Annotated in this window: 16 protein-coding genes and 9 pseudogenes; 16 read left to right on the forward strand and 9 right to left on the reverse strand. The window is 64.6% G+C overall.

Annotation, left to right across the window (positions count from 1 at the left end; all coding sequences use genetic code 11):
- Positions 1–11 precede the first annotated feature (11 nt).
- From mtgA to mpl, 7 genes and pseudogenes are all read right to left on the reverse strand, one after another.
- Complete coding sequence (mtgA, locus tag OWR21_RS07235; RefSeq protein ID WP_332394886.1) at positions 12–716, reverse strand: monofunctional biosynthetic peptidoglycan transglycosylase; 705 nt, start codon at positions 714–716, stop codon at positions 12–14.
- Positions 717–736: 20 nt separating this feature from the next.
- A pseudogene (gene aroE / locus OWR21_RS07240) lies at positions 737–1,652 on the reverse strand (shikimate dehydrogenase).
- 11 nt (positions 1,653–1,663) lie between these two features.
- Positions 1,664–2,578, reverse strand: a complete 915-nt coding sequence (locus OWR21_RS07245; protein ID WP_147214573.1) for an energy transducer TonB family protein — start codon at positions 2,576–2,578, stop codon at positions 1,664–1,666.
- Positions 2,579–2,629: 51 nt separating this feature from the next.
- Positions 2,630–4,726, reverse strand: a complete 2,097-nt coding sequence (locus OWR21_RS07250; RefSeq protein WP_332394887.1) for a ribonuclease catalytic domain-containing protein — start codon at positions 4,724–4,726, stop codon at positions 2,630–2,632.
- 153 nt (positions 4,727–4,879) lie between these two features.
- Positions 4,880–5,456 (reverse strand): annotated as a pseudogene (locus tag OWR21_RS07255) (chorismate--pyruvate lyase family protein).
- Positions 5,453–6,068: pseudogene (locus OWR21_RS07260) on the reverse strand (YqiA/YcfP family alpha/beta fold hydrolase). Before OWR21_RS07260 ends, OWR21_RS07255 begins: the two co-directional pseudogenes overlap by 4 nt.
- A 6-nt stretch (positions 6,069–6,074) precedes the next feature.
- Positions 6,075–7,457: pseudogene (gene mpl, locus OWR21_RS07265) on the reverse strand (UDP-N-acetylmuramate:L-alanyl-gamma-D-glutamyl-meso-diaminopimelate ligase).
- 143 nt (positions 7,458–7,600) lie between these two features.
- Between mpl and OWR21_RS07270 the strand changes: the two are divergent.
- From OWR21_RS07270 to prmA, 6 genes and pseudogenes are all read left to right on the forward strand, one after another.
- A complete protein-coding gene (locus OWR21_RS07270; protein WP_332394908.1) occupies positions 7,601–8,209 on the forward strand; it encodes a UDP-N-acetylmuramate--alanine ligase in 609 nt (202 codons plus the stop codon).
- Positions 8,210–8,273: 64 nt separating this feature from the next.
- Positions 8,274–8,797 (forward strand): annotated as a pseudogene (locus OWR21_RS07275) (TlpA family protein disulfide reductase).
- Positions 8,798–8,978: 181 nt separating this feature from the next.
- Positions 8,979–9,446, forward strand: a complete 468-nt coding sequence (gene aroQ / locus OWR21_RS07280) for a type II 3-dehydroquinate dehydratase (protein WP_147214580.1) — start codon at positions 8,979–8,981, stop codon at positions 9,444–9,446.
- A gap of 138 nt (positions 9,447–9,584) precedes the next feature.
- Entirely contained in the window at positions 9,585–10,052 is a 468-nt protein-coding gene (accB, locus tag OWR21_RS07285; protein WP_332394888.1) for an acetyl-CoA carboxylase biotin carboxyl carrier protein, read from the forward strand.
- 132 nt (positions 10,053–10,184) lie between these two features.
- A complete protein-coding gene (gene accC / locus OWR21_RS07290; RefSeq protein WP_147214582.1) occupies positions 10,185–11,552 on the forward strand; it encodes an acetyl-CoA carboxylase biotin carboxylase subunit in 1,368 nt (455 codons plus the stop codon).
- A pseudogene (prmA, locus tag OWR21_RS07295) lies at positions 11,549–12,444 on the forward strand (50S ribosomal protein L11 methyltransferase). The gene accC and the pseudogene prmA overlap by 4 nt, the downstream one beginning before the upstream one ends.
- 2 nt (positions 12,445–12,446) lie before the next feature.
- On the opposite strand, the gene OWR21_RS07300 reads toward prmA, so the two are convergent.
- Complete coding sequence (locus OWR21_RS07300; protein WP_332394909.1) at positions 12,447–12,689, reverse strand: hypothetical protein; 243 nt, start codon at positions 12,687–12,689, stop codon at positions 12,447–12,449.
- Between OWR21_RS07300 and OWR21_RS07305 the strand changes: the two are divergent.
- The 4 genes and pseudogenes from OWR21_RS07305 (at position 12,570) to OWR21_RS07320 (ending at position 16,098) form a co-directional block, all read left to right on the forward strand.
- Positions 12,570–13,995 (forward strand): annotated as a pseudogene (locus OWR21_RS07305) (DUF3426 domain-containing protein). The gene OWR21_RS07300 and the pseudogene OWR21_RS07305 sit on opposite strands and share 120 nt — an antisense overlap.
- 102 nt (positions 13,996–14,097) lie before the next feature.
- Complete coding sequence (gene tpx, locus OWR21_RS07310; RefSeq protein ID WP_027680357.1) at positions 14,098–14,598, forward strand: thiol peroxidase; 501 nt, start codon at positions 14,098–14,100, stop codon at positions 14,596–14,598.
- A gap of 92 nt (positions 14,599–14,690) precedes the next feature.
- Positions 14,691–15,621, forward strand: a pseudogene (locus OWR21_RS07315) (carbohydrate kinase family protein).
- Between the two features lie 9 nt (positions 15,622–15,630).
- Complete coding sequence (locus OWR21_RS07320; protein WP_009241557.1) at positions 15,631–16,098, forward strand: membrane protein; 468 nt, start codon at positions 15,631–15,633, stop codon at positions 16,096–16,098.
- A gap of 249 nt (positions 16,099–16,347) precedes the next feature.
- On the opposite strand, the gene OWR21_RS07325 is transcribed toward OWR21_RS07320, so the two are convergent.
- Positions 16,348–16,923: a histone H1-like DNA-binding protein gene (locus OWR21_RS07325; protein WP_004632965.1), complete on the reverse strand. Its 576-nt coding sequence runs from the start codon at positions 16,921–16,923 to the stop codon at positions 16,348–16,350.
- Between the two features lie 308 nt (positions 16,924–17,231).
- Here OWR21_RS07325 and OWR21_RS07330 point away from each other — a divergent pair, with 308 nt between their 5' ends.
- From OWR21_RS07330 to OWR21_RS07355, 6 genes and pseudogenes are all read left to right on the forward strand, one after another.
- Positions 17,232–17,555, forward strand: coding sequence for a hypothetical protein (locus OWR21_RS07330; protein WP_332394889.1), 324 nt, complete (start codon positions 17,232–17,234; stop codon positions 17,553–17,555).
- 76 nt (positions 17,556–17,631) lie between these two features.
- Complete coding sequence (locus OWR21_RS07335) at positions 17,632–18,363, forward strand: hypothetical protein (protein ID WP_332394890.1); 732 nt, start codon at positions 17,632–17,634, stop codon at positions 18,361–18,363.
- A 291-nt stretch (positions 18,364–18,654) separates the two neighbouring features.
- Positions 18,655–19,452: a collagen-like triple helix repeat-containing protein gene (locus tag OWR21_RS07340; RefSeq protein ID WP_332394891.1), complete on the forward strand. Its 798-nt coding sequence runs from the start codon at positions 18,655–18,657 to the stop codon at positions 19,450–19,452.
- A gap of 132 nt (positions 19,453–19,584) precedes the next feature.
- Positions 19,585–20,698 (forward strand): annotated as a pseudogene (locus OWR21_RS07345) (collagen-like triple helix repeat-containing protein).
- A 66-nt stretch (positions 20,699–20,764) separates the two neighbouring features.
- Entirely contained in the window at positions 20,765–21,220 is a 456-nt protein-coding gene (locus tag OWR21_RS07350; RefSeq protein WP_147213757.1) for a DUF2147 domain-containing protein, read from the forward strand.
- 211 nt (positions 21,221–21,431) lie between these two features.
- A complete protein-coding gene (locus OWR21_RS07355) occupies positions 21,432–22,976 on the forward strand; it encodes a methyl-accepting chemotaxis protein (RefSeq protein ID WP_332394892.1) in 1,545 nt (514 codons plus the stop codon).
- The last annotated feature ends 75 nt before the right edge of the window (positions 22,977–23,051 follow it).

Genomic DNA, 23,051 nt, shown 5'->3' on the forward strand with positions numbered 1-23,051 from the left:
CCTGCGCCAGGTCAATCCGGCAGCGTGGCCGAGCCCATGCGGTTGGCGATCACGGTGGCCTTGCGCGTGAAGTTCACGTGCACGTTGGCGCAATAGCTCTTCTTGTCGAAGCACTTCGGTGCCGGCAGCGCCGCAGCCAGGCGCGCAGCCTGGCCGACCGTCAGTTGCGAGGCCGGGCGTTTGAAGTAATGCTGCGCCGCCGCTTCCGCGCCGAACACGCCCTCGCCCCATTCCACCGAGTTCAGATAGATTTCGAGAATACGTTCCTTGTCGAGCCAGAACTCGAGCATCCACGTGATGACCAGTTCTTCGCCCTTGCGCAGGTAGTGGCGTTCGCCCGAGAGGAACAGGTTCTTGGCCAGTTGCTGCGTGATGGTCGAACCGCCCGCGACCACGTGGCCGCGCCGTTTGTTCTTCTCCCACGCGTCGAGCATGGCGTCGACTTCCCAGCCGCTGTGCGAGACGAAGTCGGCGTCTTCGCTGGCGATGACCGCGCGTTTGAGGTTGCGCGAGACCTGGTCGTAATTGACCCAGCGGTGGTCGATCTTGCAGGTGAAGACATTGGCGCCGCACAGGCGCATGCGCTCGGCACGCATGAAGCTGGTGGACGACGGATCGAACACCTGCCAGCTCGCGATGGCAGCGAAGAAGTACAGGTTGAGCGCGACCACGCCCGCAACGAAGCAGCCGATCACGTAGCCGAACCAACGCATCATCGCAGGGCTGCGCTCCAGGTTCAGCGGGGCGCGCGTGCCGCGACTGCGGCTTCGCCCTGCAGCCCTTCGCGCATGGCGAGCAGCACCGAGCGTGTCCGGGCGCACGTCGCGCCAGACGAAGAACGATTCCGCCGCCTGCTCCACCAGCATGCCCAGGCCGTCCCACGCGCGCGCCCCGTTGCGCCGGGCAAACTCCATGAATACCGTCGGCCGCTGGCCGTACATCATGTCGTAGGCCAGCGCGTTGGGGCCGAACACGGTGGTCGGAATCGGCGGCACTTCGGCCTGCAAGCTGCTCGCCGTGGCGTTGATGATGACGTCGAACACGTCGTCTGCCGCAAGCTCGTCATAGCCGCCGCCCACGAGTTCGACCTCGTGCAGCTTGGCCGAGACCTCGAAGCGCTCGACCAGCTTGTTGGCGCGATCGGCCGTGCGGTTGGCAATGAACACGCGCGCGGGCTTGTGTTCGAGCAGCGGCAGCAGCACACCACGCGCCGCGCCGCCCGCGCCCAGCAGCAGCACGCGTTCGCCTTCAAACGAGTTGCCGATGTTGTGGGTGATGTCGCGCATCAGGCCGACGCCGTCGGTGTTGTCGCCAAAAATCTCTTCGCCATCGAACTTGAGCGTGTTGACCGCGCCGGCCGATTCCGCCCGCAGCGACAACGACGTCGACATGGCATATGCATCGAGCTTGAACGGCACGGTCACGTTGAGCCCGCGCCCGCCTTCGCGCACGAAGGTCATCACGGTTTCGTCAAACGCGATCAGCTCGGCGTAGATGCGGTCGTAGCGGATGAGCTGCCCCGCCTGCTGCGCAAACGCGGCGTGGATGATGGGCGACTTGCTGTGCGCGATCGGGTTGCCGATCACGCCATAACGATCTGTGGGCGGGGCGCTCGCAGCGGCGAGGATGGCCTCTTGAAACGACGACGGCATGGACGACGAAATCAGCGAGTCTGCAGGTGGGTTTCCAGGCCTGCACGGGTGAACTTGAACGTGGCAACCACATCCTGGATGTCGACGCGCTTGCGCATCTCGGCCGGGAAGGCGCCAAACGGTGAAGACGAACGCACGATGGCTACAGCCTGGCGATCCAGCGCGGGGTTGCCTGAGCTTTTGGCGATCTCGATGCCTTCGATCTTGTAGCCGTCCTGGTTGTAGCCGAGCTGCCCTTCGCGGTTGATGCTGATCACGACGATCAGTTCGCCGTACAGCGGGCGGCCGTTCTGACTGGGAAAGTTTGCGGTGCCGCGGGCTTCGATCTTGCGGCGCACGGCATCGTAGTAGCGGGCGTAATCGACTTGGCGCGCGCTGGCGGCCGTCAGCACATTACGGCGCGGGCGCTTGGCGTAGTTTTCGAGGTTGCGGTCGATCTCGGCTTGCAGGCGGGCGATTTCGTCTTGCGTGGTGCGATCGTCGGTGCCGTTGGTGGGCGACGGCTGCGGGCGCTCGCCGGGCTTGACCTGACGATCGTTGACCAGCGGCGCACGCTCGGTCGATTGCGTAAGCAGGCGGCGCTGCTCCTGCTCGAGATATTCGACGCGGCGCTGCGTGAGCTTGATGGCGTCGCCGGTCTGCTCATTGGTGTCGGCGGGCAGCGGCGTGGTGGCGCGCTGCTGGTCGTATTCGCCGCCGCCGTTCAGGTTGACCTGCGCCACGGCCGTCGCCTTGGACGGGGCTGTCGACGACTTGGCGTTGACCAGCACCACATCGAGGCCCGGATCTTCGCGCTTGATATCGAACGCCTCCGGAGCCACGACGCGTACGAACAAGAGCAGAACATGCACGGCCAGCGACACGACCAGTGCCTTGGTGAGCGTGCTGCTGCCGGACCAGTCCGGACGGTTTGCGAGGGCGGCCATGGGGTATTCCTGGTCGGTGCGCGAAGAATGAAGGTCAGACTGCGATTGTAGTTAGGCGGCGGCGGGCGTTCCACCGCTCTCGCCGTCCTGCGGCGGCGGCGCCACAGCAGCGTCGGCTTCTGCACGAGCCTCTTCCCCATCGGCGGCGGGTTGTGGTTCAGCCGGCACCTCAGCTTCTGTCTCTGCCTCGGCCAGTTCTGCTTCAATGGCTTCGGCTTCAGCTTGGGCGTCCGCAGCCGGGGCGAGAATCTCGACCACGCGGCACGACACTTCCAGGCTGATCTCATCGGTCTCCAGGATATCGAGCACGACATGCGTGCCGCGCGCCGTTTGCGCCAGCTCGGGCACCTTCGTCACCAGCGGAATGTCGGCGAAACGCACGGCGCCTTCCTTGAGCACCACGGCCTGCATGCGCGTGCGGTTCTCCTGCTTGAGCCAGCGCAGGCACCAGTAGCGCTCCATGGTGGACTGGTGGTCGGCGTAAGCGGCGTAAGTGGCTTCGAAGTCGGCCACGGCGGCGAGCAGGTCGGCATCTTTGGGCTTGAACGGCGCGATCAGCTTGGCCGTCACGCCGTGCTGCGCCACCGCTGCGATCTGCCATTGGTTGACCAGATCGACATAGCGACGCAGCGGCGAGGTGCTCCACGCGTACTGCGCTACACCCAAGCCTTCGTGCGGCGCCGGATACGTCTGCATGCGCGTGCGATGCATACCCCACGCTTTCTGCGTGCGATAGATGCCGGGCACCCCGGCGTCGGCAAGCATGCGGCCCCACGTGCTGTTGGCCAGGATCATCAGCTCGGCCACGATCTTGTCCAGCGGCGAGCCGCGTTTGCGCTGTTCGATCCGCACGCGCTCGCCACCGCCTTCCGCCTCGGGAATGGGATCGATGTAGAACGAGTAATCGCCCTTCTGCGCGCCCTCCGGCTTCAGGCCGCTGGCGATGCGGGCCTGCTGACGGCCGTCATACAAGGCGCACACAAAGGGCCACAGCACCGCCAGTTCAGCCTTGAACGGATAGTCGCCCGAGCCATCGGCGAGCGCGTCGGCGGTGATCACATCGTCGAGCAGGTTGTGGCGCAGGTTGGCCGCCACGGTCACCGATTCGCAGCGCGTCTCACTGGCGGTGACCGCCCACGTGGCGCGGTCGACCGTCACATACAGCGACAGCGCTGGGCACGCGCGCCCTTCCTGCAGCGTGTAACGATCGACCACCGACTCCGGCAGCATCGTGATCTTGTCGCCGGGGAAATACACGGTCGACAAACGCTGACGGGCAATCACGTCCAACGGGTCGCTACGCTGGATGCCGAAGCCCGGCGCGGCAATATGGATGCCGATGCGCACGGTGGCGTCATCAATGGGCGTGACGGAGATGGCGTCATCGATTTCCGTGGTGGTCACGTCGTCGATGGAGAACGCGCGCACATCGGCCGCCGGCAGCTCCATCGCCGGTTCCGGCACGGTCACGTCCGGGAAGCCGGTGCCCTTCGGGAAGCACTCCGAGAGGAAGCGGGCCTCGTGCAGCGCGCGGGCGTTGGCGATGCCGCCGACCGCCACCATCAGGCGCATCGGCGACAGGCCCAGCGCGGTGCACGCCGCATCGAGCGCCTTGTATTCGAGGCTGTTCTTGTCCGGCTTGAACAGCAGCTGCAGCGTCTTGCCGCGGAAGGCCTCGGGCAGGCGCATCGCTCTCAGCTCGGCTTCGTATTCGGCCTGCAGGGCGGCTTGCTGCTTCTTGCGCTCCAAACCTGCAAGCGCGGCCTTCAGTTGGTCTTCGGGCGCGCGCTGATAGCGGCCGCGGCCCTTGCGGCGGAAGTAGATCGGCGAACCATGCAGCGCGATGGCCAGCGCGGCCTGCTGCGTGGCATTGGCGCCGGCGCCAAAATATTCACCGGCCAGATCGGTAAAGCCGAATTCTTCGGCCGAAGCGCATTCCCAGAGGAAATCCAGGTCGATCTCTGCCGACAGCGCCTGGGCGGCCTGCGACAACTCGCCGGCGGACGGCTGCGCGAATTGCAGCAACACGTCGCGCGACTTGACCTTGGTGCGCTTGGCGCTCGGCAACTCGACCTGATAGGCCTCGCCTTGTTGGGACAAGACGGTGCCCGCGCGGATCTCGCCGCCTTCTTCAAACAGCAACTGCATGGATTTGTATGGATTGCGGCACTCGCACGAGCGAGCGTCACTTTGAATGAGGTGGATGGCTGCGCCGCCCGACGTTACAACGTCACGCGCGGCGATCAAAAGTTGGGGGCGATGATACCGCACTGGCCCGCCGCCCGGCCCGCGAAAATACGCTTAGCGCAGCGGGTGGAAACCTGCCAGCGCGGGCAGGAAAACCTCCGTCACCAGCATCGCGCTTGCACCGCGCCGGAACACCGACCGGCGGGCCGGTAGCCGTGACGTGCCCGAGACAGGCGCATCGCCCAGCGCGTCGTGCGCGCGGCGCACCAGCGGGTGGCGCGCGTCCAGCAAGGCGAATTCGAAGTCCCCGCGCTGCACACGCGGATCGGCAAACAGAGAATGCCCCAGCGGCTGCGTCCCAAGCGCTTTCAGGAACGGCCAGTCGAGCGCCACGCTGCGCGGATGGACGATGGTGGGCATACACCACGGGAATCTCGTCGCAAATCAGCAAAACTTCGCGGACGAGCGTCTTTGCGGCACGCGACATGCCAAGGCAACGCCACTCGTCTCGTAGCGGCATCGCGCGCTCCTGGCCGAGCAATTGGACGCGAAAGCGCGACGATGCCGCACGAAGACGTGCTGTCAGCGAGTCTGCACCCAGGGCCCAACGTGCCCAATGCCGGTCATAAACGACAGCCGGGGGCAGCGCGCTGCGCCACAGGCTGCGCGGATACGACGGTGAATCGGTCATGCCGCGCCGAAGGGATGTGCGGCCAGCAACTGAGCAGGAATACCGCAAAAGACGAGCACTTCGTCCATGTACTGCGCAAAATCGCTGATGCCATGGTCGCTGCCGTCGATGACGCGCGTGGCCGCCCCCGGGAAATGAGCGAGCATTTCGCGGTAGTCGAGCACCTCGTCACCCGTCGTTGCGAGCAGGTAATAACGCTCGGGCTGCGTGATAGCAGGCACGGCGAGCGCGCGCAGCTCGTCCAGATGGTGCGGCTCGACGCGGATGGTGCCGCCGCCATGCCACAGCGGCTGTTCCCCGACATATTTGGCGAGATCCCGCTCCGGGCGGGTGGCCGGATTGAGCATCGCCGCGCGGAGCCCGCGGCGCTCCGCCAGCCAGGTCGCATAAAAGCGCGAGGAGCCATGAGCACCGGTTGCGCGCCGTCACGCGCGCTCAACTCGGCAATCAGCGCCTCGGTTTCCGCCATCGCCTCGCGCGGCGAGACGGGCAATGCCGGGCAGACGTACCGGTCCGCCAGCCCGACCGAAGCCATCCGCTTGCCCAGCAACTGCGCCTTGAACGAGCGCGGCGACGAACGGAACTGTGCAGATAGACGATGGATGCCGGCATATCGACTCAGTTGGGCGCGTTGGCCTGTTCTGCGAGTGCGTCAAGCAGCTTTTGATGGACGCCCCCAAAGCCCCCATTGCTCGCGACCAGCACATGGTCGCCGGGGCGGCCGCAGCGGTGACAGCGCCCACCAAAGCCGTCAGGTCTGAGAACGTGTTTGCACGCGCGCCCAAAGGCGCCAACGCGCCAGCCAAGTCCCAGCCGATGGCGTCGCGGCGCTGGCGGCGCCGTAAGCGAAGACTTGATCCGCGCCGGACAGACTCTTAGGAAGCGCTTGCTTCATCACACCGAGCTTCATGGTGTTGGAACGCGGCTCCAGCACGGCCAGAATGCGGCCGTTGCCGACGCGACGGCGCAGGCCTTCGATCGTGGTGCGAATGGCCGTGGGGTGATGAGCGAAATCGTCGTAGACCGTGACGCCGTTGACCGTGCCGCGCACTTCCATCCGGCGTTTCACATTTTCGAAACGGGTCAGGCTTTCAATGGCTTGTGCGGCCGGCACACCGACGTGGCGTGCAGCGGCGATGGCGGCGACGGCGTTCATACGGTTGTGGTCGCCCTGCAGTGCCCAGCGGACGCGACCCTGCGCTTGCCCGTTAAACACAACGTCAAAGCTATCGTCCTCGCCCAGATTGGCGATTTTCCAGCCCTCGCCGTCTTCTGCGCCGAACCGCTCGACTTCCGACCAGCATCCGCGCTCAAGTACGCGGGTGAGACTGTCTTCGCGACCATTGACGAGCAGCCGCCCCTGGCCGGGCACGGTACGCACCAAGTGGTGGAACTGGGTTTCAATCGCGGCCAGATCAGGAAGATGTCGGCGTGATCGAACTCCAGATTGTTCAAGATGGCCGTGCGAGGGCGGTAATGAACAAACTTGCTGCGCTTGTCAAAGAAGGCCGTATCGTACTCGTCGGCCTCGATGACGAAGAAGTCGGATTCCGTCAGCCGTGCGGACAAGCCGAAGTTGCGCGGCACGCCACCGACCAGAAAGCCCGGGTTGTAGCCGGCGTCCTGCAGAATCCACGCGAGCATCGACGTGGTGGTCGTCTTGCCGTGCGTGCCGGCCACGGCGAGCACCCATTTCTGGCGCAGTACGTTGTCGCCCAGCCATTGCGGGCCGGAAATGTAAGGCAGATTGCGATCCAGGATGGCTTCCATCAACGGATTGCCACGGGAGATCACGTTGCCGACTACGTAAAGATCGGCGCCGATGGACAGCTGTTCCGGGTCGAATCCTTCAATCAGTTCGATGCCCTGAGCCTCAAGCTGGGTGCTCATCGGCGGGTAGACGTTGGCGTCGCAGCCAGTGACGCGGTGACCGGCCTGACGGGCGATCAGGGCAATCCCGCCCATGAAGGTGCCGCAGATTCCAAGGATGTGGATATGCATGGGTGCCATCTCAACTTCGTAGCGCCGCATTGTACCTGCGGCTTCAGGCGGGTCCGCGCGCTTCAGTAAAATAGAGCCATGTCCAAACGCCCCACCTCGACCCCGCCCGCGTGCGGGAGGAAATCGCCATCACCGCCGCCCGCATGATCGCGGAAGACGGCGCCGACTACGCCACGGCCAAGCGCAAGGCGGCCCGCCAGGTGCTCGGCACGGAATCGCGCACGCCCGGCGAATGGCTACCGGACAACGAACAGGTCGAAACGGAAGTCCGCGAATACCAGGCGCTGTTCCAGGCAGAATCGCAGCCGCGCGTGCTGGCGTTGCTGCGCCGTATCGCCCTGCTGCTGATGGAAGGGCTGGCAGTCCATAACCCGTACCTTGCTGGCGCGGTCTTTAACGGCACCGCCAGCGAGCATTCCGACATCCACCTGCAAGTCTTCTGCGACAGCCCGAAGGATGTGGCGATCTTCCTGCTCAATGCGGGCGTGGATTTCGATACAACAGAGAGCGCTCACTTCGCCGGCTGCGACGAGGTGGAAACGCTCAGCTTCCTGTGGCGCGGCCAGTGGCCGGCCGGGCCCGAATCCCGCGACCTGGCGCGTGAGCTGCGCGCTGAAACGGGCACGCCGGTCGGCGTCCATATCGCCCTATATGACATGAACGATGTGCGCGGCGCGCGCCGCGCGGACGCCACCGGCAAGACCCAACGCGGCGACGCGGCGGCGGTGCGTGCCCTCCTGTCGCAGGGGTGATCCGCCGACAGGAGTACAATCCCGCACGCTCCGCCTCTGTCTATATAGAGACCACCGCAGAACCATGTCGCGCCGTACCACTTTGACCGCTTTGTTGATCGCAGGCCTCGTTGCTGCGGCCGCGGGCGTCTATTTCGGGCATCGCGCTACCGCGCCCAAGACGCCAGCCGACAATGCCGTCGCCGCGTTCTACGGCAGCAAGCTCTCGGACGCCAATGGCGCGCCGCTGGATCTGGCAGCGTTTCGCGGCCAGCCGGTAGTGATCAATTTCTGGGCACCGTGGTGCGGTCCTTGCGTGGAGGAAATGCCGGAGCTGTCTGCGCTGGCGCAGGAACAGAAGTCCAAGGCGAAGTTCGTCGGCATCGGCATTGACTCAGCCGCCAATATCCAGACGTTCCTGAGTAAGGTTCACGTCACATACCCCGTCGCCGTGGCGGGTTTTGGCGGACGGAACTGGGCCGGCAGTTCGGCAACGAGGTGGGCGGACTTCCGTTTACTGTGATCCTTAATTCACAAGGCGAGATCACTTTCCGGAAGATGGGCCGAGTGCATGCCGACGAACTGCGAGAAGCCCTGCAGCGCACGTGAATATGGAAAAACGTCATATGACGTTCATGTGCACGTAACTCCCCCTTCTTCGGCAAAAGCGTAGAGGTGACGCACAAGATCGGTGAAAACACCGATTTGTTGAGAGTTTTTCAGCAAAAACTAGACAAAGCATTCTAAGTTGCTGTAAATTGCGCCCAACTTCGCTCAACCGGTCCAAACCGTGGCTGATAAACCCATCGCCAAAGCGCTTCGCAACGTGCTCGTACTGCACGGCCCGAACCTCAATTTGCTGGGGACGCGCGAGCCGGAAGTCTACGGTGCAACCACGCTCGCCGACATCAATGCTGCCTTGGTTGAACGCGCCACTGCGCGCGGTGTGACGCTGGCGCATTTCCAGTCGAACCATGAAGGCGCGCTGGTGGACCGCATCCACGCTGCCAAGAGCGAAGGCGTTGAATTCATCATCATCAATCCGGCCGCCTACACGCACACCAGCGTGGCGCTGCGCGATGCGCTGGCCGGCGTGGTGATCCCGTATATCGAAGTCCATCTGTCCAACGTGCATCGTCGTGAGCCGTTCCGCCATCACTCGTATCTGGCAGACCAGGCGGTGGGCGTGATTTGCGGACTGGGCTGGCGCGGCTATCTGGCGGCGCTGGATTTCGCAATCGATCAACACGGCGGCTGATCAGCCGTCTACTTCCTTTATTTTCAACCACTTAACCAACGCAACGACGCCAGCGCCTGGAGCGCCTTTGACCGATGCGCTGAAGAGCCATTCGCGCGCATCGACCGCCCAGACCGCCGACGCTGCAGGAGAACGTTCATGGATTTGCGCAAGCTGAAAACGCTGATCGACCTGGTGGCCGAATCGGGCATTTCGGAACTCGAAGTGACCGAAGGCGAAGGCAAGGTCCGCATCGTCAAGTCGGCGCCGCAAGTGGCGGCCCCGATGCAATATGCGCCGATGCAGATGCAGGCCGCACCGGCTGTCAGCGCGCCCGCCGCAGCAGCGCCGGCCGCCGTCGGCGCCGAAGCAGCGTCGCCCGCCCTGCCGGCCGGCCACATCGTGACGTCGCCGATGGTCGGTACGTTCTATCGCTCGCCGTCGCCGGGCGCAGCGGAGTTCGTCAAGGTGGGCGACACCGTCAAGGAAGGCCAGACGATCTGCATCATCGAAGCGATGAAGCTGCTCAACGAGATCGAAGCGGACAAGGCCGGCGTGATCAAGGAAATCCTGATCGAAAACGGCCAGGCGGTGGAATACGGCCAGCCGCTGTTCGTGATCGGCTGATCCTCCGGCATCTGCCCCCTCATCGTGCGGCGCACAGCGTGCCGCATCCGAGCGCGAGCCGGCGCACCAGGGCTGCCACTGAGCGCAGCCCGGCCACAGCGCCCTCGCCTCTCCTTTTGTAGCGAGAACACGATGTTCGACAAGATCCTGATCGCGAATCGCGGCGAGATCGCTCTTCGCATCCAGCGCGCCTGCCGCGAACTCGGCATCAAGACCGTGGTGGTCTATTCCGAGGCGGACAAGGAAGCCAAATACGTCAAGCTGGCCGACGAAGCCGTGTGTATCGGCCCCGCACCGTCGCCGCTGTCGTACCTCAACATGCCGGCCATCATCTCGGCCGCCGAGGTGACCGACGCCCAGGCCATCCACCCCGGCTACGGCTTCCTGTCGGAAAACGCCGACTTTGCCGAGCGTGTGGAGCAATCCGGCTTCACCTTCATCGGCCCGACGCCCGAATCGATCCGCCTGATGGGCGACAAGGTCTCGGCCAAGCAAGCGATGATCAAGTCCGGCGTGCCGTGCGTGCCGGGCTCGGAAGGCGCCCTGTCGGAAGACCCGAAGGAAATCCTGGCAACGGCCAAGAAGGTCGGCTATCCGGTGATCATCAAGGCAGCTGGCGGCGGCGGTGGCCGTGGCATGCGCGTGGTGCACACCGAGGCCGCGCTGATCAATGCCGTCAACATGACGCGCGAAGAAGCCGGCCGCGCCTTCGGCAATCCGGAAGTCTATATGGAGAAGTTCCTGGAGCATCCGCGCCACGTGGAGATCCAGGTCCTGGCTGACCAGCACCGCAATGCCATCTGGCTGGGCGAGCGCGATTGCTCCATGCAGCGCCGCCACCAGAAGGTGATCGAGGAAGCGCCGGCACCGCACATTCCGCGCCGCCTGATCGAGCGCATTGGCGACCGCTGCGCCGAGGCATGCAAGAAGATCGGCTACCGCGGCGCCGGCACGTTCGAATTCCTGTACGAGAACGGCGAGTTCTACTTCATCGAAATGAACACGCGCGTGCAGGTCGAACACCCGGTGACGGAGATGATCACGGGCGTCGACATCGTGCAGGAGCAGATCCGCGTGGCGGCCGGCGAAAAGCTGCGCTTCCGCCAGAAGGACATCGTGCTCAAGGGCCACGCCATCGAATGCCGCATCAACGCGGAAGATCCGTTCAAGTTCACGCCGTCGCCGGGCCGCATCACGTCGTGGCATGTGCCGGGTGGCCCGGGCGTTCGTGTGGATTCGCACGCCTACAACGGCTACTTCGTGCCGCCCAACTACGACTCGATGATCGGCAAGGTCATCACATATGGCGCCACGCGCGAGCAGGCGATTGCCCGCATGCGCATCGCCCTGTCGGAAATGGTGGTGGAAGGCATCCAGACCAACGTGCCGCTGCACCGCGACCTGATGCTCGACGCCAACTTCGTTGAAGGCGGCACCGACATCCACTACCTGGAGCACCGTCTGGCGCAACAGGAAGTGGCCAAGGGTGGCGGCAAGTGACGTACCGCGAATGCGTGCTCGAAGTGGCGCGCGACGACGCCGAAGCGTTGTCCGAAGCCCTGTTTGATCTCGGCGCGCTGTCGGTCTCGGTGGAAGACGCCGATGCTGACACGCCTGAAGAGCAACCGCTCTTTGGCGAGCCCGGCCATGAGCCGACACGGCTGGCGTGGAACCGCTCGCGCGTGGTTGCGCTGCTCGCCGACGATGCCGATCCGGCATTGCTGGTGGCAGCCGCAGCCAACGAGATCAACCTCTCGCCGCTGCCTGCGTACACCGTGCGCGAAGTCGAAGAGCAGGACTGGGTGCGCGTGACGCAATCGCAGTTCGAGCCCATCCATATTGGTGAGCACATCTGGGTCGTGCCGTCCTGGCACGATGCGCCGGAACCCGACGCCGTGGTGCTGGAATTGATCCAGGCCTCGCGTTCGGCACGGGCAGCCACCCGACAACGCGCCTGTGCATGGAATGGCTGGAGCAGCACGTGCACCCCGGCGAGCGCACGCTCGACTACGGTTGCGGCTCGGGCATTCTGGCTATCGTCGCCAAGAAGCTCGGCGCCGGAGAAACCGTCGGCGTCGACATCGATCCGAATGCGGTCGAAGCCTCGCGCTACAACGCCGAGCGCAACCACGTCGAAGCCGCGTTTGCGTTGCCCGACGACGCACCGGAAGGCACGTTTGATCTCGTCGTCGCCAACATCCTGTCGAACCCGCTCAAGCCAATGGCGGCCATGCTCTGCGCACGCGTGCGCCCGGGCGGCCGACTGATCCTTTCTGGCGTGCTTGAGCGCCAAGCCGAAGAAGTGGCTGCCGCTTATGCGTCGGCCATTCCGCTCACGGTGTGGCGTGCACGTGACGGCTGGGTCTGCCTGCATGGTGTGAAGCCCGCGTAATTTCACGGCATCGCGCGCCGGTGTCGCCTGCAAAGGTCGACGCTGGCGCCGCTGTCTGCAATACTCGCGCGGTCGGCTTTTTCTCCTCGTCCCGCATGGCAACTGCGCCACAAGCTGCGCCACGTTTGGCGGCCCGCTGTCCCAACTGTCAAACCGCATTCCGCGTTGTCGCCGATCAGCTTCGTCTGCGCGGCGGTCTCGTCCGTTGTGGGCGCTGCAATCACGTCTTCGATGGCCGCAATCATCTGATCGAATTGGGCGCCATAGCCACGCCTGCGGCGCCGGCCCCCGAAGCATCGCAGCCTCCGCAATCGCCCGAACCCGCCGCTCGCGTAGCGCCACTTGCGCCGCCCGTCGCCCCTGAACCCGAAGCGCCCGCAGCACCTCCCGCTGCAGAGGACGACCACGGCTTCGGCATGACGCTGATCTGGGAAGAAGACGTTCCCGATGAAGGCATCGCGGAAGTTCATCTGGGCGAAGTTGAAGGTGCAACACCGGCGCCCGACGTGCAATCGACCGCACCCGACACGCGTCCACTACCAGACGAAGCGCCGATCGAGCACGCCGCCGATCCCGCGGCTGAACCAGCGCAGCAAACACAAGCGCCAGAACCATCCGCGCCGCCCGCCGATCCGTTCCACGGCCTACCGCCCATCCGCGACCTGGACGACGAGGAAGACGCGTTCGCGGCGGCTGTCCCCAAGCAGCCGTCGGCAGACTTGCCGGTGGAACCGGCCCTCGCGCCCACAGCAGCTCCTCTGGGAACAGTGCCTGCGCCGGCAGCCGTCGCATCTCCGAAGCCCGAGATCGAGAAACACGATTCGGTCTGGATGCGCCACGAAACCGATCCGCACACGCTTTTGCGCCGGTGCGGCGCCGCCATGGACACGCACGCCGCGCGCAATCCGAGCCGACCGGCCCGACGCCGCAGCGCACGCTGACTGGCGCGCCGCGTCCGCGCAAGGTGCGTGGGCCGAATCACGGTGTCTCTGCCGCGACGCTGGATTTTCTGCGTGCCGCACAGGCCCGCGAGCAGGCGCGCAAACGACCGGACGCCGTGCCCTCGCCCGCGTCGCGATTGGTTTGCTGACAGTGCTGGCGGTGGCGCAACTGCTCTTCCTCGCTCGCGCCGAGATCGCGCGACGTGCGCCCTCCACACGCCCGATGTTGGAAGCGCTGTGCCAGCCGTTGCATTGCACGATTGCGCCGCCGCGCGACCTCGATGCGCTCCAGATCGAATCGTCGCAACTGCAGCGGCAGGAAGGCGACGCGTCCGACCAGTACGTGCTGACCGCGACGCTGCGCAACCGCGCCGGCGGCCCCATCGCCTTGCCTGCCATCGAACTGGTCACGACCGATCTGCAGGACCAGCTGCTCTCGCGCCGCGCGCTGCTGCCCAGCGACTACCTCAACCCGAGCGACAGTGCATACAGCAAGTCAGGGCTGCCCGCCCGCGCCGAACTACCGATTCGGGTACGATTCCAGTCCCAGCGCCCGACGGCCAATTACCGGGTCCTGATTTTTACCCCTGAATTTTCACCCCTGGCTTAGAGCCGCTAACAAGAACCTGCCGGCCCGGCGTGCCGACGCAGAAGCCAGGAGAGTCTTGTTAGCGGCTTTTCCCCAACACGCATCAAAGGAAGGAGTAACACCATGGCAAACGTGACCCTTGGCGGCAACCCGATCGAAGTCGGCGGCCAATTCCCGACCGCAGGCTCGAAGGCCCCCGCATTCACGCTGGTCGGCGCAGACCTGAAGGACGTCTCGCTCGCCGACTTTGCCGGCAAGCGCAAGGTTCTGAACATCGTGCCGAGCCTGGACACCCCGGTGTGCGCCACCTCCACGCGCAAGTTCAACGAAGCCGCCGCCAAGCTGGACAACACGGTCGTGCTATCCATCTCCGCCGACCTGCCGTTCGCAGCCGGCCGCTTCTGCACCACCGAAGGCATCGCGAATGTGAAGCCGCTGTCGACCTTCCGCGACAAGGGTTTCAAGCAAGCCTACGGCGTCGACATCACGTCGGGCCCGCTGGCTGGCGTGACCGCCCGCGCCGTGGTCGTGCTCGACGCCAACGACACCGTCCTGTACTCGCAACTCGTGCCCGAGATCAAGGACGAGCCGAACTACGACGCGGCCCTGGCTGCGCTGAAGTAAGCTGAACTGACTGCATCGAGACCGACTTCCGGTCTCTCGTTCATCACACGGCCGTCCACTGGGCGGCCGTGTCATATCTGGAGTGCTTCAATATGGCCAGCGTGATCTGCGGCTCGGTTGCCTACGACACCATCATGACGTTCGACGGACACTTCCGCGAACACATCCTGCCCGACAAGATCCACATCCTGAACGTCTCCTTTCTGGTGCCGACCATGCGCCGGGAGTTCGGTGGCTGCGCAGGCAACATCGCTTACACGCTGAAGATGCTCGGCGGCGAGCCCATCATCATGGGCACGGTCGGCCAGGACGCAGGCCCCTACCTGGACTACCTGAAAAAGCTCGGCATCTCGACGGCGCATATCACGGAGGTGCCGGACACGTTCACCGCGCAAGCGATGATCACGACCGACCGCGACAACAACCAGATCACCGCCTTCCACCCAGGCGCGATGAGCCATTCGAGCATCAATTCGGTCAAGAATGCGCTGCCGGCCCGGCTCGGCCTCGTGGGCCCCGACAGCCGCGAAGCTGCACCACGCCACCCAATTTGCCGAATCGGGCGTGCCTTTCATCTTCGATTTGGGCCAGGCAATGCCGCTGTTTGACGGCGCCGACCTCCGCCACTTCGTTGAACTCGCCAGCTACGTGGTGGTCAATGACTACGAAGCGCAGGTCATGCTGTCACGCACGGGCTACAGTGCGGCAGAACTTGCGCAGCGCGTCGAGGCTTACATCGTCACGCGCGGGGAAGAAGGGGCGGAGATTTACGCCGGCGGCAAGCAGTACACTATTCCGGTCGTGCCGGCCGAACGTGTGGTCGACCCAACCGGATGCGGCGACGCCTTCCGCGGCGGCCTGCTCTACGGCATCGAGAACGGCCTGGACTGGGATACCACCGGCCGCCTCGCCAGCCTGATGGGCTCACTCAAGATCGCTTGCCAAGGCCCGCAGAATCACGGCCTGCCCGTCGACGAGATTGCGCGACGCTTTGAATCCGCTTTCGGGTATCGGTATCAATAAGGAACGAACATGAAACCCATCTATCGCATCGGCGCCGCGACTCTGCTGGTCGCCGCCCTTGGCCTGCAAGGCTGCGCCATGGGCACCAACTCCAACAGCGCCTACACCTCGGGGCAGGCGCAGCGCGAGCAGACCGTGCGCTTCGGTACGGTAGATTCCGTGCGCAATGTCGTGATCGATCGTGAGCAGACCGGCGTTGGCACCATTGCCGGCGGCGCAATCGGCGGCATCGGTTCGGCTGCAGCCATCGGGCGCGGCAACGGCTCGGTGGCGGCGGGTGTGCTCGGTGCGATTCTCGGCGGCGTCGCAGGCAGCGCGCTCGAAGGTCAGATGAACAAGCGGCCTGGCCTGGAAATCACCGTCAAGCTCGACAACGGCGAGTACCGCGCCATCACGCAAGACGCGGACGAGGCGTTCCGCCCTGGCGAGCGCGTGCGCCTGCTGTCATCGGGCGGCGTGACGCGCGTCACGCACTGATCGATTGCGCTCGGCTGATACGCCGAGAGATTCATCGGAAACACCGCATCGGCATCGCGCCGATGCGGTTTTTTTGCTCGCGAGGAACGTATGCGAAACGCGCGGGCAAGAAAAGCCCGCCGGGGCGTGAGCCGATCGGCGGGCGGTGCAAGACACCAAGGCCTTGCGGACCGGATACGCAGTATCCGATCAGGTGGGCGCGACCTGCGCGCCGCTGTGGTCCCGGAGGATCACCGTCGTCAGAATGACTTACGGACGGTTGCCGGTCGGGAACGGCCATGCCGCAGCCGGGTTCAGCGCGGTCTTGGCAGCGGGTGCAGCAGGTGCAGCGGCCGGAGCAGCAGCGGGCTTGGCGACAGCCTTCTTGGCCGGAGCCTTCTTCGCAGCAGGCTTGGCGGCAGCCTTCTTGGCAGCCGGGGCCTTCTTCGCAGCAGCCTTCTTCGCAGCAGGCTTGGCGGCAGCCTTCTTGGCAGCCGGAGCCTTCTTGGCTGCAACCTTCTTCACTGCGGCTTTCTTGGCCGGAGCCTTCTTGGCTGCAACCTTCTTCACTGCGGCCTTCTTGGCCGGGGCCTTCTTGGCTGCAACCTTCTTCACTGCAGCTTTCTTGGCCGGAGCCTTCTTGGCTGCAACTTTCTTCACTGCGGCCTTCTTGGCGGGTGCCTTCTTGGCAGCGACCTTCTTAGCTGCAACCTTCTTGGCCGGGGCCTTCTTAGCGGCCGGAGCAGCCTTCTTTGCAGCAGCCTTCTTGGCGGCCGGAGCCTTCTTTGCAGCGGCCTTCTTGGCCGGGGCCTTGGCGGCCGGTTTCTTCTTAGCAGCAGTTGCCATGGGAAACTCCTTCAAGATTGGGTATCGAACTATCGAGATTGAGCAACCCGACCGGCCCGATCCCACGATGCATTGGCACCGCCAGACCAACCGAGCGAGCGATTCATCGGCGCGCCACCAAACGGCAGTCGCACGCTAATGAATTCGGTAGGAAGATCTGCGACTTGCGCGGCGAACACACGCAGCAAGTTGCACGCCCCGGTCGCGCGCACGAGCGCAGCCGCAGTCGGCCGGACAGAATGCATCCGGCGAGTCTTCATCAATTGAGAGGACCGGGGCATCGTGGCCACACCGGTCGAAATCTGATCTTGCGCGAATCGCTGCGTAGACCGCAAAGCCGCTTGCAGCGTGACTTCGCGGACAGCGAAAAACTGGAGAGCGCGCGTTTTCTTTTGGGGGTAGTACGCCCATCCCGACGGGGGATCGCAGAGACGGCACCGAGTTCAAACAGCCCTGTCGGCGTGGCGTGCATCAAAGTGGTTACGCTCCTCGACTACCTTTCACTTGCCGCTTGGAACTTCATCGTCGTTGATCGCGCGAAGGTCCCTTGCATCGAAGTCAACGTCTTGTCAAGGCGAATCATAATTCGTTTGCGCGGTGATGTTAAGAGATTTATGCAAAAAGCGCGGTGAGTTTTGGTGAAGGATTGCGCTGCGTCTGTGCGTCGCTGCGATTCGCATCGCGCATGCGCGCAGATCGCTGTCGCGAATGCGCATTTTCTTGCGTCGTGACATCACGTTGCGGCGTTGCTCCACGTTGACACACGTGTCCCGCAAACCCAGTGTTCATGCCGGTTTACAGCAACACGCGATGTTGTGCGCGTGTGCATCATCAACTCGCGCACGCGCCTCGCGCGCATTCGACACCGTCGTGCGCGACGACGTGCGAGCTGCGCGATGCGCGTCGAAAAAAACGATGCGTAGATGCGACAACGCGCGCGAATTTTTCGCGCTCGACACGTCGATACGCACGCAATCGAAGCGATCGACGCGCGTCTATCGACGTGTTGAGCGTGTCGACGACGACGCTGATCTGCATCTCGAACGCCGTCGACGCGCACTGCGCGAAGTCGATGCGATTGCGGCGACCAACAGCGTGCATGCACATGCCGCAAATCGCGTGCCGCGCATCCGATGCGCGAGGTGGTTGCGATGGGACCGAAGCATCGATGCCTGCATGAGCGCGACTCGCATCCGCGCATGCGCGATGGATGTCGATGCATCGGACGCGGACATCGGATCGCGACGATGCCCGACTGCGCGAACGACTTCGACAGCGCCCCGCGCGACGCTCGACCGATCGCCGATCGCGGGAAAACCCTGCTCAGCAACCGCTGAAAACTTTACGCAACTGCGTTTGAAACGACGCTGTTTTGCGACGATAGAAGAATTGTTCTACGGCAATCCGCGGGCCATTTTTGCTGCAACCTTATCGCCCTAAGAATGGCTTGCTGTAGCGTTTTATTCGAAATCGAGTTCGCAAATTGCTGCAACCGCAAATCCGGGTGTCAGGTTGGCGCTGATTGTCATGTCATTCGGTTTCACTTCACGATCCGCTCACCACATCAGCACGGCATCGATCGCGCGGTGTGGCACGGGCCTGCGCGTGGCACGAGAAGACAGGGAGGTCGTCGCCAACCCCACATGGCTGACGACGACAAACCCGACGAGCAAAGAGCGCAAGACAGAAGGGGTTCAACAAGCGTTCTGTTCTGAGTAGTGGAGGCACAAGATGCGCGACCAAGCGTTCTTGTCGAAATCGAATCCGCCGAAGTGCGGACTGTTCCTGCAGTGCATGCTGGCGACAGCATCGCTCGCCATGTTGGCCGGTTGCGCGAATTCGGGCAGCGGCGACATGGGTACGTCGCTGGGCGGCGGCAGCGATTCGCAGTCCAAGCCGGCGATTGCGGCATCGACCTCGCCCACGTGGTCGAACAACGACAGCGGCAATGCAACGGGTAGCACCGGATCGACCGGCAGCACACCCATCGCGACGCTGACCGGCCCCGTCGAGCAGCTGACGACCACGACCATCAGCGCCATCGTGCCGCTCACCAGCACGCTGACTTCGACCACGCAAACGCTGGGTGCGGCCACTGGCCTCGGTGCACCGGTGAGCAACGTGTTGTCGACGCTGGGCAGTGCGCTCGGCAGCGAAGGCAGCACGATCACGACGGCCGGCAAGGGCGATGCGCTGGTGTCAACGTTGGGCAACACAGTCAGCGCACTCGGCTCGCTCACCAGCGGGTTGTCGACGATCGCCGCGCCGGCGGCGCCGTCCTCAGCAGGCGGTGCGCCGGGTGGTGCGTTGACCGGCGCGCTCGGCGGTGCGCTGGCGCCGGTTACGTCGGCAATCGGTTCGCTGACGGCGGGCTTGCCTGGTGTCAGTACGCTCGGCTCGATCGGCGCAGTCGGCAGTGGTGGTACGGCCGCAACGGGTCCGCTCGGCGGATTGGGCAGCGCCGGCGCAACGGTGGGCGGGTTGGTTGGCGGTGTGCTGTCGGGTGTGACATCCGGCGTGCATCACTGATCACCGCTCTGTAGAACTTTCTTTGCATTCGACAGCAAACGCAGGCGGATGCTACCCGCTGGACGCCAGATGCGCGTTCTTCTGACCCGGCGGTGACACGCGGTACGGGCCGCGCTTACAAGGAGACTCACCATGAAGATTCAGAACCCGCTCCACACTTCTTCTTCGGCTTCGTCGTCCGCCGTTTCGGCGTCGCGCACGCTGCTGGCAGCCGCTGCAGTGACCGTGCTGACGCTGGCCGGCTGCGCTTCGGGCGGCAATCCGAACGGCGATACGACACCGTCGTCGACGGCCAACAACGATCCGGGCGCGGTGCCGGTCGGCAACGTCGCCAGCAGCAGCGGCAACGTCGTCACGCAGACGGGCAAAACCGTCAGCGACCTTGGTACGACGATCGGCACGGCGTCGGTGCCCGTCATCGGCGGCACGGCGGCGCAGAAGGATCTGGGTGCAACGGTCACCTCCGCCGGCAACACGGTCCAGACATTGGGCGGCGGCATCAGCAACGGGCTCGGCAAGATCGGCTCGACGCCCGACCCGGTCGGCACCACGGTGCAAAGCTCGGGTGACGTGATCCGCTCCGCCGGGGTGACGGTCGGCAACGCAGGGCAGACCGTCTCGGATCTGGGTGCCGCCGGCAGCCGCTGGCGCCGCTGAATCCGGTGACGTCGCCGGTGGGCAGCGGTGTGTCTGCGCTGGGTCAGGTGATGCAGGGTGCCGGCGGGCTCGTCACGATTGGCACGTCGAGCGGCCCGGTGCAGCAGATCACGCAGCAGACCAGCAACGCGATCGTGCCGCTGTCGTCGCAGCTCGTGAAGGGCACGCAGACGGTCGGCAGCGCGACGATGCTCGGCGGCCCGTTGGCCGGTGCGCTGAATACGGTTGGCGGCGGCCTGCAGAGCGCGGGCGCGCAAGTCGGCGCGGCCGGCGGCAACCCCGTCGCGGCTGACCTGGGCGGTGTGGTCGGCGCCGTCGGCGGCACGGTGGCGAGTGCCGGCGGCCTGGTCAATGGCGGCAGCGGCGGCGGCTCGACGAATCCGTTGGCGCCGATCACGAGCGCGCTCGGCGGCGGCGTGGGCGGTGGCAGCAATCCGCTGGCCCCGGTCACGAGCGCACTGAGCGGCGCAGCCGGCAGCGGCAACCCCTCGCCCCGATTACGAATGCGCTGGGTGGCGTCACGAACGCCGCCGGCGGCTCCGGCAGCAATCCGCTGTCACCCCTGACCGGTGCGTTGAGCGCGCATTGATCCCTGCGCCGACATCATCGATCTGCCCTCACCGATTCTTTTGACTGACAACAAGGAGACTCCACGATGCAACATACCCCCCACGCTCTCGCGCGCCTGGCTGGCGCACTGGCCCTCGCAGTGGCAGCTGGCAGCGCCTTCGCGCAAGCCACTCCCGCCGGCACCTGGAAGACCATCGACGACAACACGGGCAAACAGAAAGGCGAAGTGACGATCGTCGACAACGGCGGCACGTTCACGGGCAAGGTCACCAAGATCCTGGTGCCCGGCGATGAGAACAAGACCTGCACCAAGTGCACGGACGACCGCAAGGACCAGCCGATCAAGGGCCTGACGATCCTGACCGGTCTGAAAGCGAACGGGAACAACAACTGGGATGGCGGCCAGATCCTGGACCCGGAAAACGGCAAGGTCTACAGCGCCAAGATGTCGCTGTCGGAAGACGGTCAGAAACTGAATGTGCGCGGCTTCCTGGGCATCAGCCTGCTGGGCCGTACGCAGACCTGGATTCGCGAGCAATGATCGCCCGCCGATAGCGAAACCCAGCAGACCTCCAACGCGCGGCGGCGCCCTCCTTGTGGGTGGGACGCCGTCTCTTCGGGCGCCGGTGCAAGCCGGCGCCTTCTTTGCGGAAATCCGCACACTGCGCGCCCGGCATCTCCATTAAAGAAGACCACTCCATCGCCGTTACACCGTTGCGGAGTCGTCAAACAATAAGTGGAGAAAACGCGACATGCGACAGTGGACACTCAAAGCAAAGCTGCGCCTGGCGCTGGCCGTCATGTGGCTGGGACTGATCGGCGTCGGCATCTGGAGCGCGATGGAGACACGCGCGACCATGCTCGACGAACGCAAGGTCGGCCTGCAGAACCTGGTGGACGCCGCCGAGGGCATCGCCAAGCTGTATCACGGCCGCGCGCAATCAGGCGCCATGAGCGAAGCCGACGCCAAGAAAGCCGCGCTGTCGACGCTCGCCTCGATGCGCTTTGGCACCACCGGCTACCTGTTCGTGGTCGATTCGCAGTTCATCCTGCTGATGCACCCGACGCTGGCGGACATGGTCGGCAAGAGCACCGCGGGCTTCAAGGACCCGACCGGCAAACTGGTCTACCCCACCATCGTCAATGCCGCCAAAGACAAGGGCTTCGGCTTTGCCGAATACCAGGGTCGCCTGCCCGGCAGCGAGACCGCATTGCCGAAGATCGGCTACGTGAAGCACTTTGCGCCGTGGGACTGGAACCTCTCCAGCGCCGTCTTCCTGCAGGAAGTGGATGCGGCGTATCGCCATTCGCTCTTCGCCAACCTGATCGTCATTCTGCTGGTGGGCGGCGCGGTGTCGCTGGCCATGTCGATCATCATCCGCAACGTGCAGCGCGGGCTGGGCGGCGAACCGAGCTACGCCACCGAGGTCGCACGCCGCATTGCCGGCGGCGACCTGGCCGTGCAGGTCCAGACCCGCCCCGGCGACCGCGACAGCATGCTGGTCGCCATGGCGCAGATGCAGCAGCAACTGACCGGCACCATCGGTCATATCAAGACATCGGCGGACTCGATTGCGAGTGCCACCAAGCAGATCGCCGCCGGCAATGCCGATCTGTCGCAACGCACGGAAGAGCAGGCTTCCTCGCTGGAAGAAACCGCTTCGAGCATGGAAGAGCTGACGAGCATCGTGCGCCAGAACGCCGACAACGCGCGCCAGGCGAGCACGCTCGCCGTCAGCGCGTCGGACATTGCTGCCAAGGGCGGCGAGGTGGTCGGCCGGGTGATCGACACCATGGCGGGCATCAACGAAAGCAGCAAGAAGATTGCGGACATCATCGGCGTGATCGAAGGCATCGCTTTCCAGACGAACATCCTCGCCCTCAACGCCGCAGTTGAAGCGGCGCGTGCCGGCGAACAGGGCCGCGGCTTTGCCGTGGTGGCCGGCGAAGTGCGCAACCTGGCGCAACGCTCGGCGGGGGCCAAGGAGATCAAGGAACTCATCGGCGATTCGGTGGGCCGCGTGGAAAACGGCACCACATTGGTGGCCGAAGCGGGCAGCGTGATCGACGAGGTGGTAGTCGCGGTCAAGCGCGTGACCGACATCATGGGTGAGATCAGCTCGGCCTCCGAAGAGCAAAGCTCCGGCATCGAGCAGGTCAACCAGGCCGTGAACCAGATGGACGAGGTGACGCAGCAGAACGCCGCGCTGGTCGAGCAGGCTGCCGCGGCTGCACTGTCGCTGGAAGAACAGGCACAGGTGCTGCGCGACGCTGTGGCGTCGTTCCGCACCGCCTGATCGCCGAGATTTCACGTCCTATTCCCCAACGAGGGGAGGGACGCCGCGCCGTTCTCTGGTGTGTCGCATGGTGCT

This window comes from Ralstonia sp. 1B3 (assembly GCF_036631435.1).

Bases quoted from the DNA above. Each gene is read 5' to 3' on its own strand.
- accC (WP_147214582.1), top strand. From the start codon at position 10,185: ATGTTCGACAAGATCCTGATCGCGAATCGCGGCGAGATCGCTCTTCGC.
- OWR21_RS07340 (WP_332394891.1), top strand. From the start codon at position 18,655: ATGCGCGACCAAGCGTTCTTGTCGAAATCGAATCCGCCGAAGTGCGGA.
- OWR21_RS07350 (WP_147213757.1), top strand. From the start codon at position 20,765: ATGCAACATACCCCCCACGCTCTCGCGCGCCTGGCTGGCGCACTGGCC.
- OWR21_RS07335 (WP_332394890.1), top strand. From the start codon at position 17,632: ATGCGCATTTTCTTGCGTCGTGACATCACGTTGCGGCGTTGCTCCACG.
- tpx (WP_027680357.1), top strand. From the start codon at position 14,098: ATGGCAAACGTGACCCTTGGCGGCAACCCGATCGAAGTCGGCGGCCAA.
- OWR21_RS07245 (WP_147214573.1), bottom strand. From the start codon at position 2,578: ATGGCCGCCCTCGCAAACCGTCCGGACTGGTCCGGCAGCAGCACGCTC.
- OWR21_RS07300 (WP_332394909.1), bottom strand. From the start codon at position 12,689: ATGATTGCGGCCATCGAAGACGTGATTGCAGCGCCCACAACGGACGAG.
- OWR21_RS07270 (WP_332394908.1), top strand. From the start codon at position 7,601: ATGATCGCGGAAGACGGCGCCGACTACGCCACGGCCAAGCGCAAGGCG.
- OWR21_RS07320 (WP_009241557.1), top strand. From the start codon at position 15,631: ATGAAACCCATCTATCGCATCGGCGCCGCGACTCTGCTGGTCGCCGCC.
- OWR21_RS07325 (WP_004632965.1), bottom strand. From the start codon at position 16,923: ATGGCAACTGCTGCTAAGAAGAAACCGGCCGCCAAGGCCCCGGCCAAG.
- mtgA (WP_332394886.1), bottom strand. From the start codon at position 716: ATGATGCGTTGGTTCGGCTACGTGATCGGCTGCTTCGTTGCGGGCGTG.
- OWR21_RS07355 (WP_332394892.1), top strand. From the start codon at position 21,432: ATGCGACAGTGGACACTCAAAGCAAAGCTGCGCCTGGCGCTGGCCGTC.
- accB (WP_332394888.1), top strand. From the start codon at position 9,585: ATGGATTTGCGCAAGCTGAAAACGCTGATCGACCTGGTGGCCGAATCG.
- OWR21_RS07250 (WP_332394887.1), bottom strand. From the start codon at position 4,726: ATGCAGTTGCTGTTTGAAGAAGGCGGCGAGATCCGCGCGGGCACCGTC.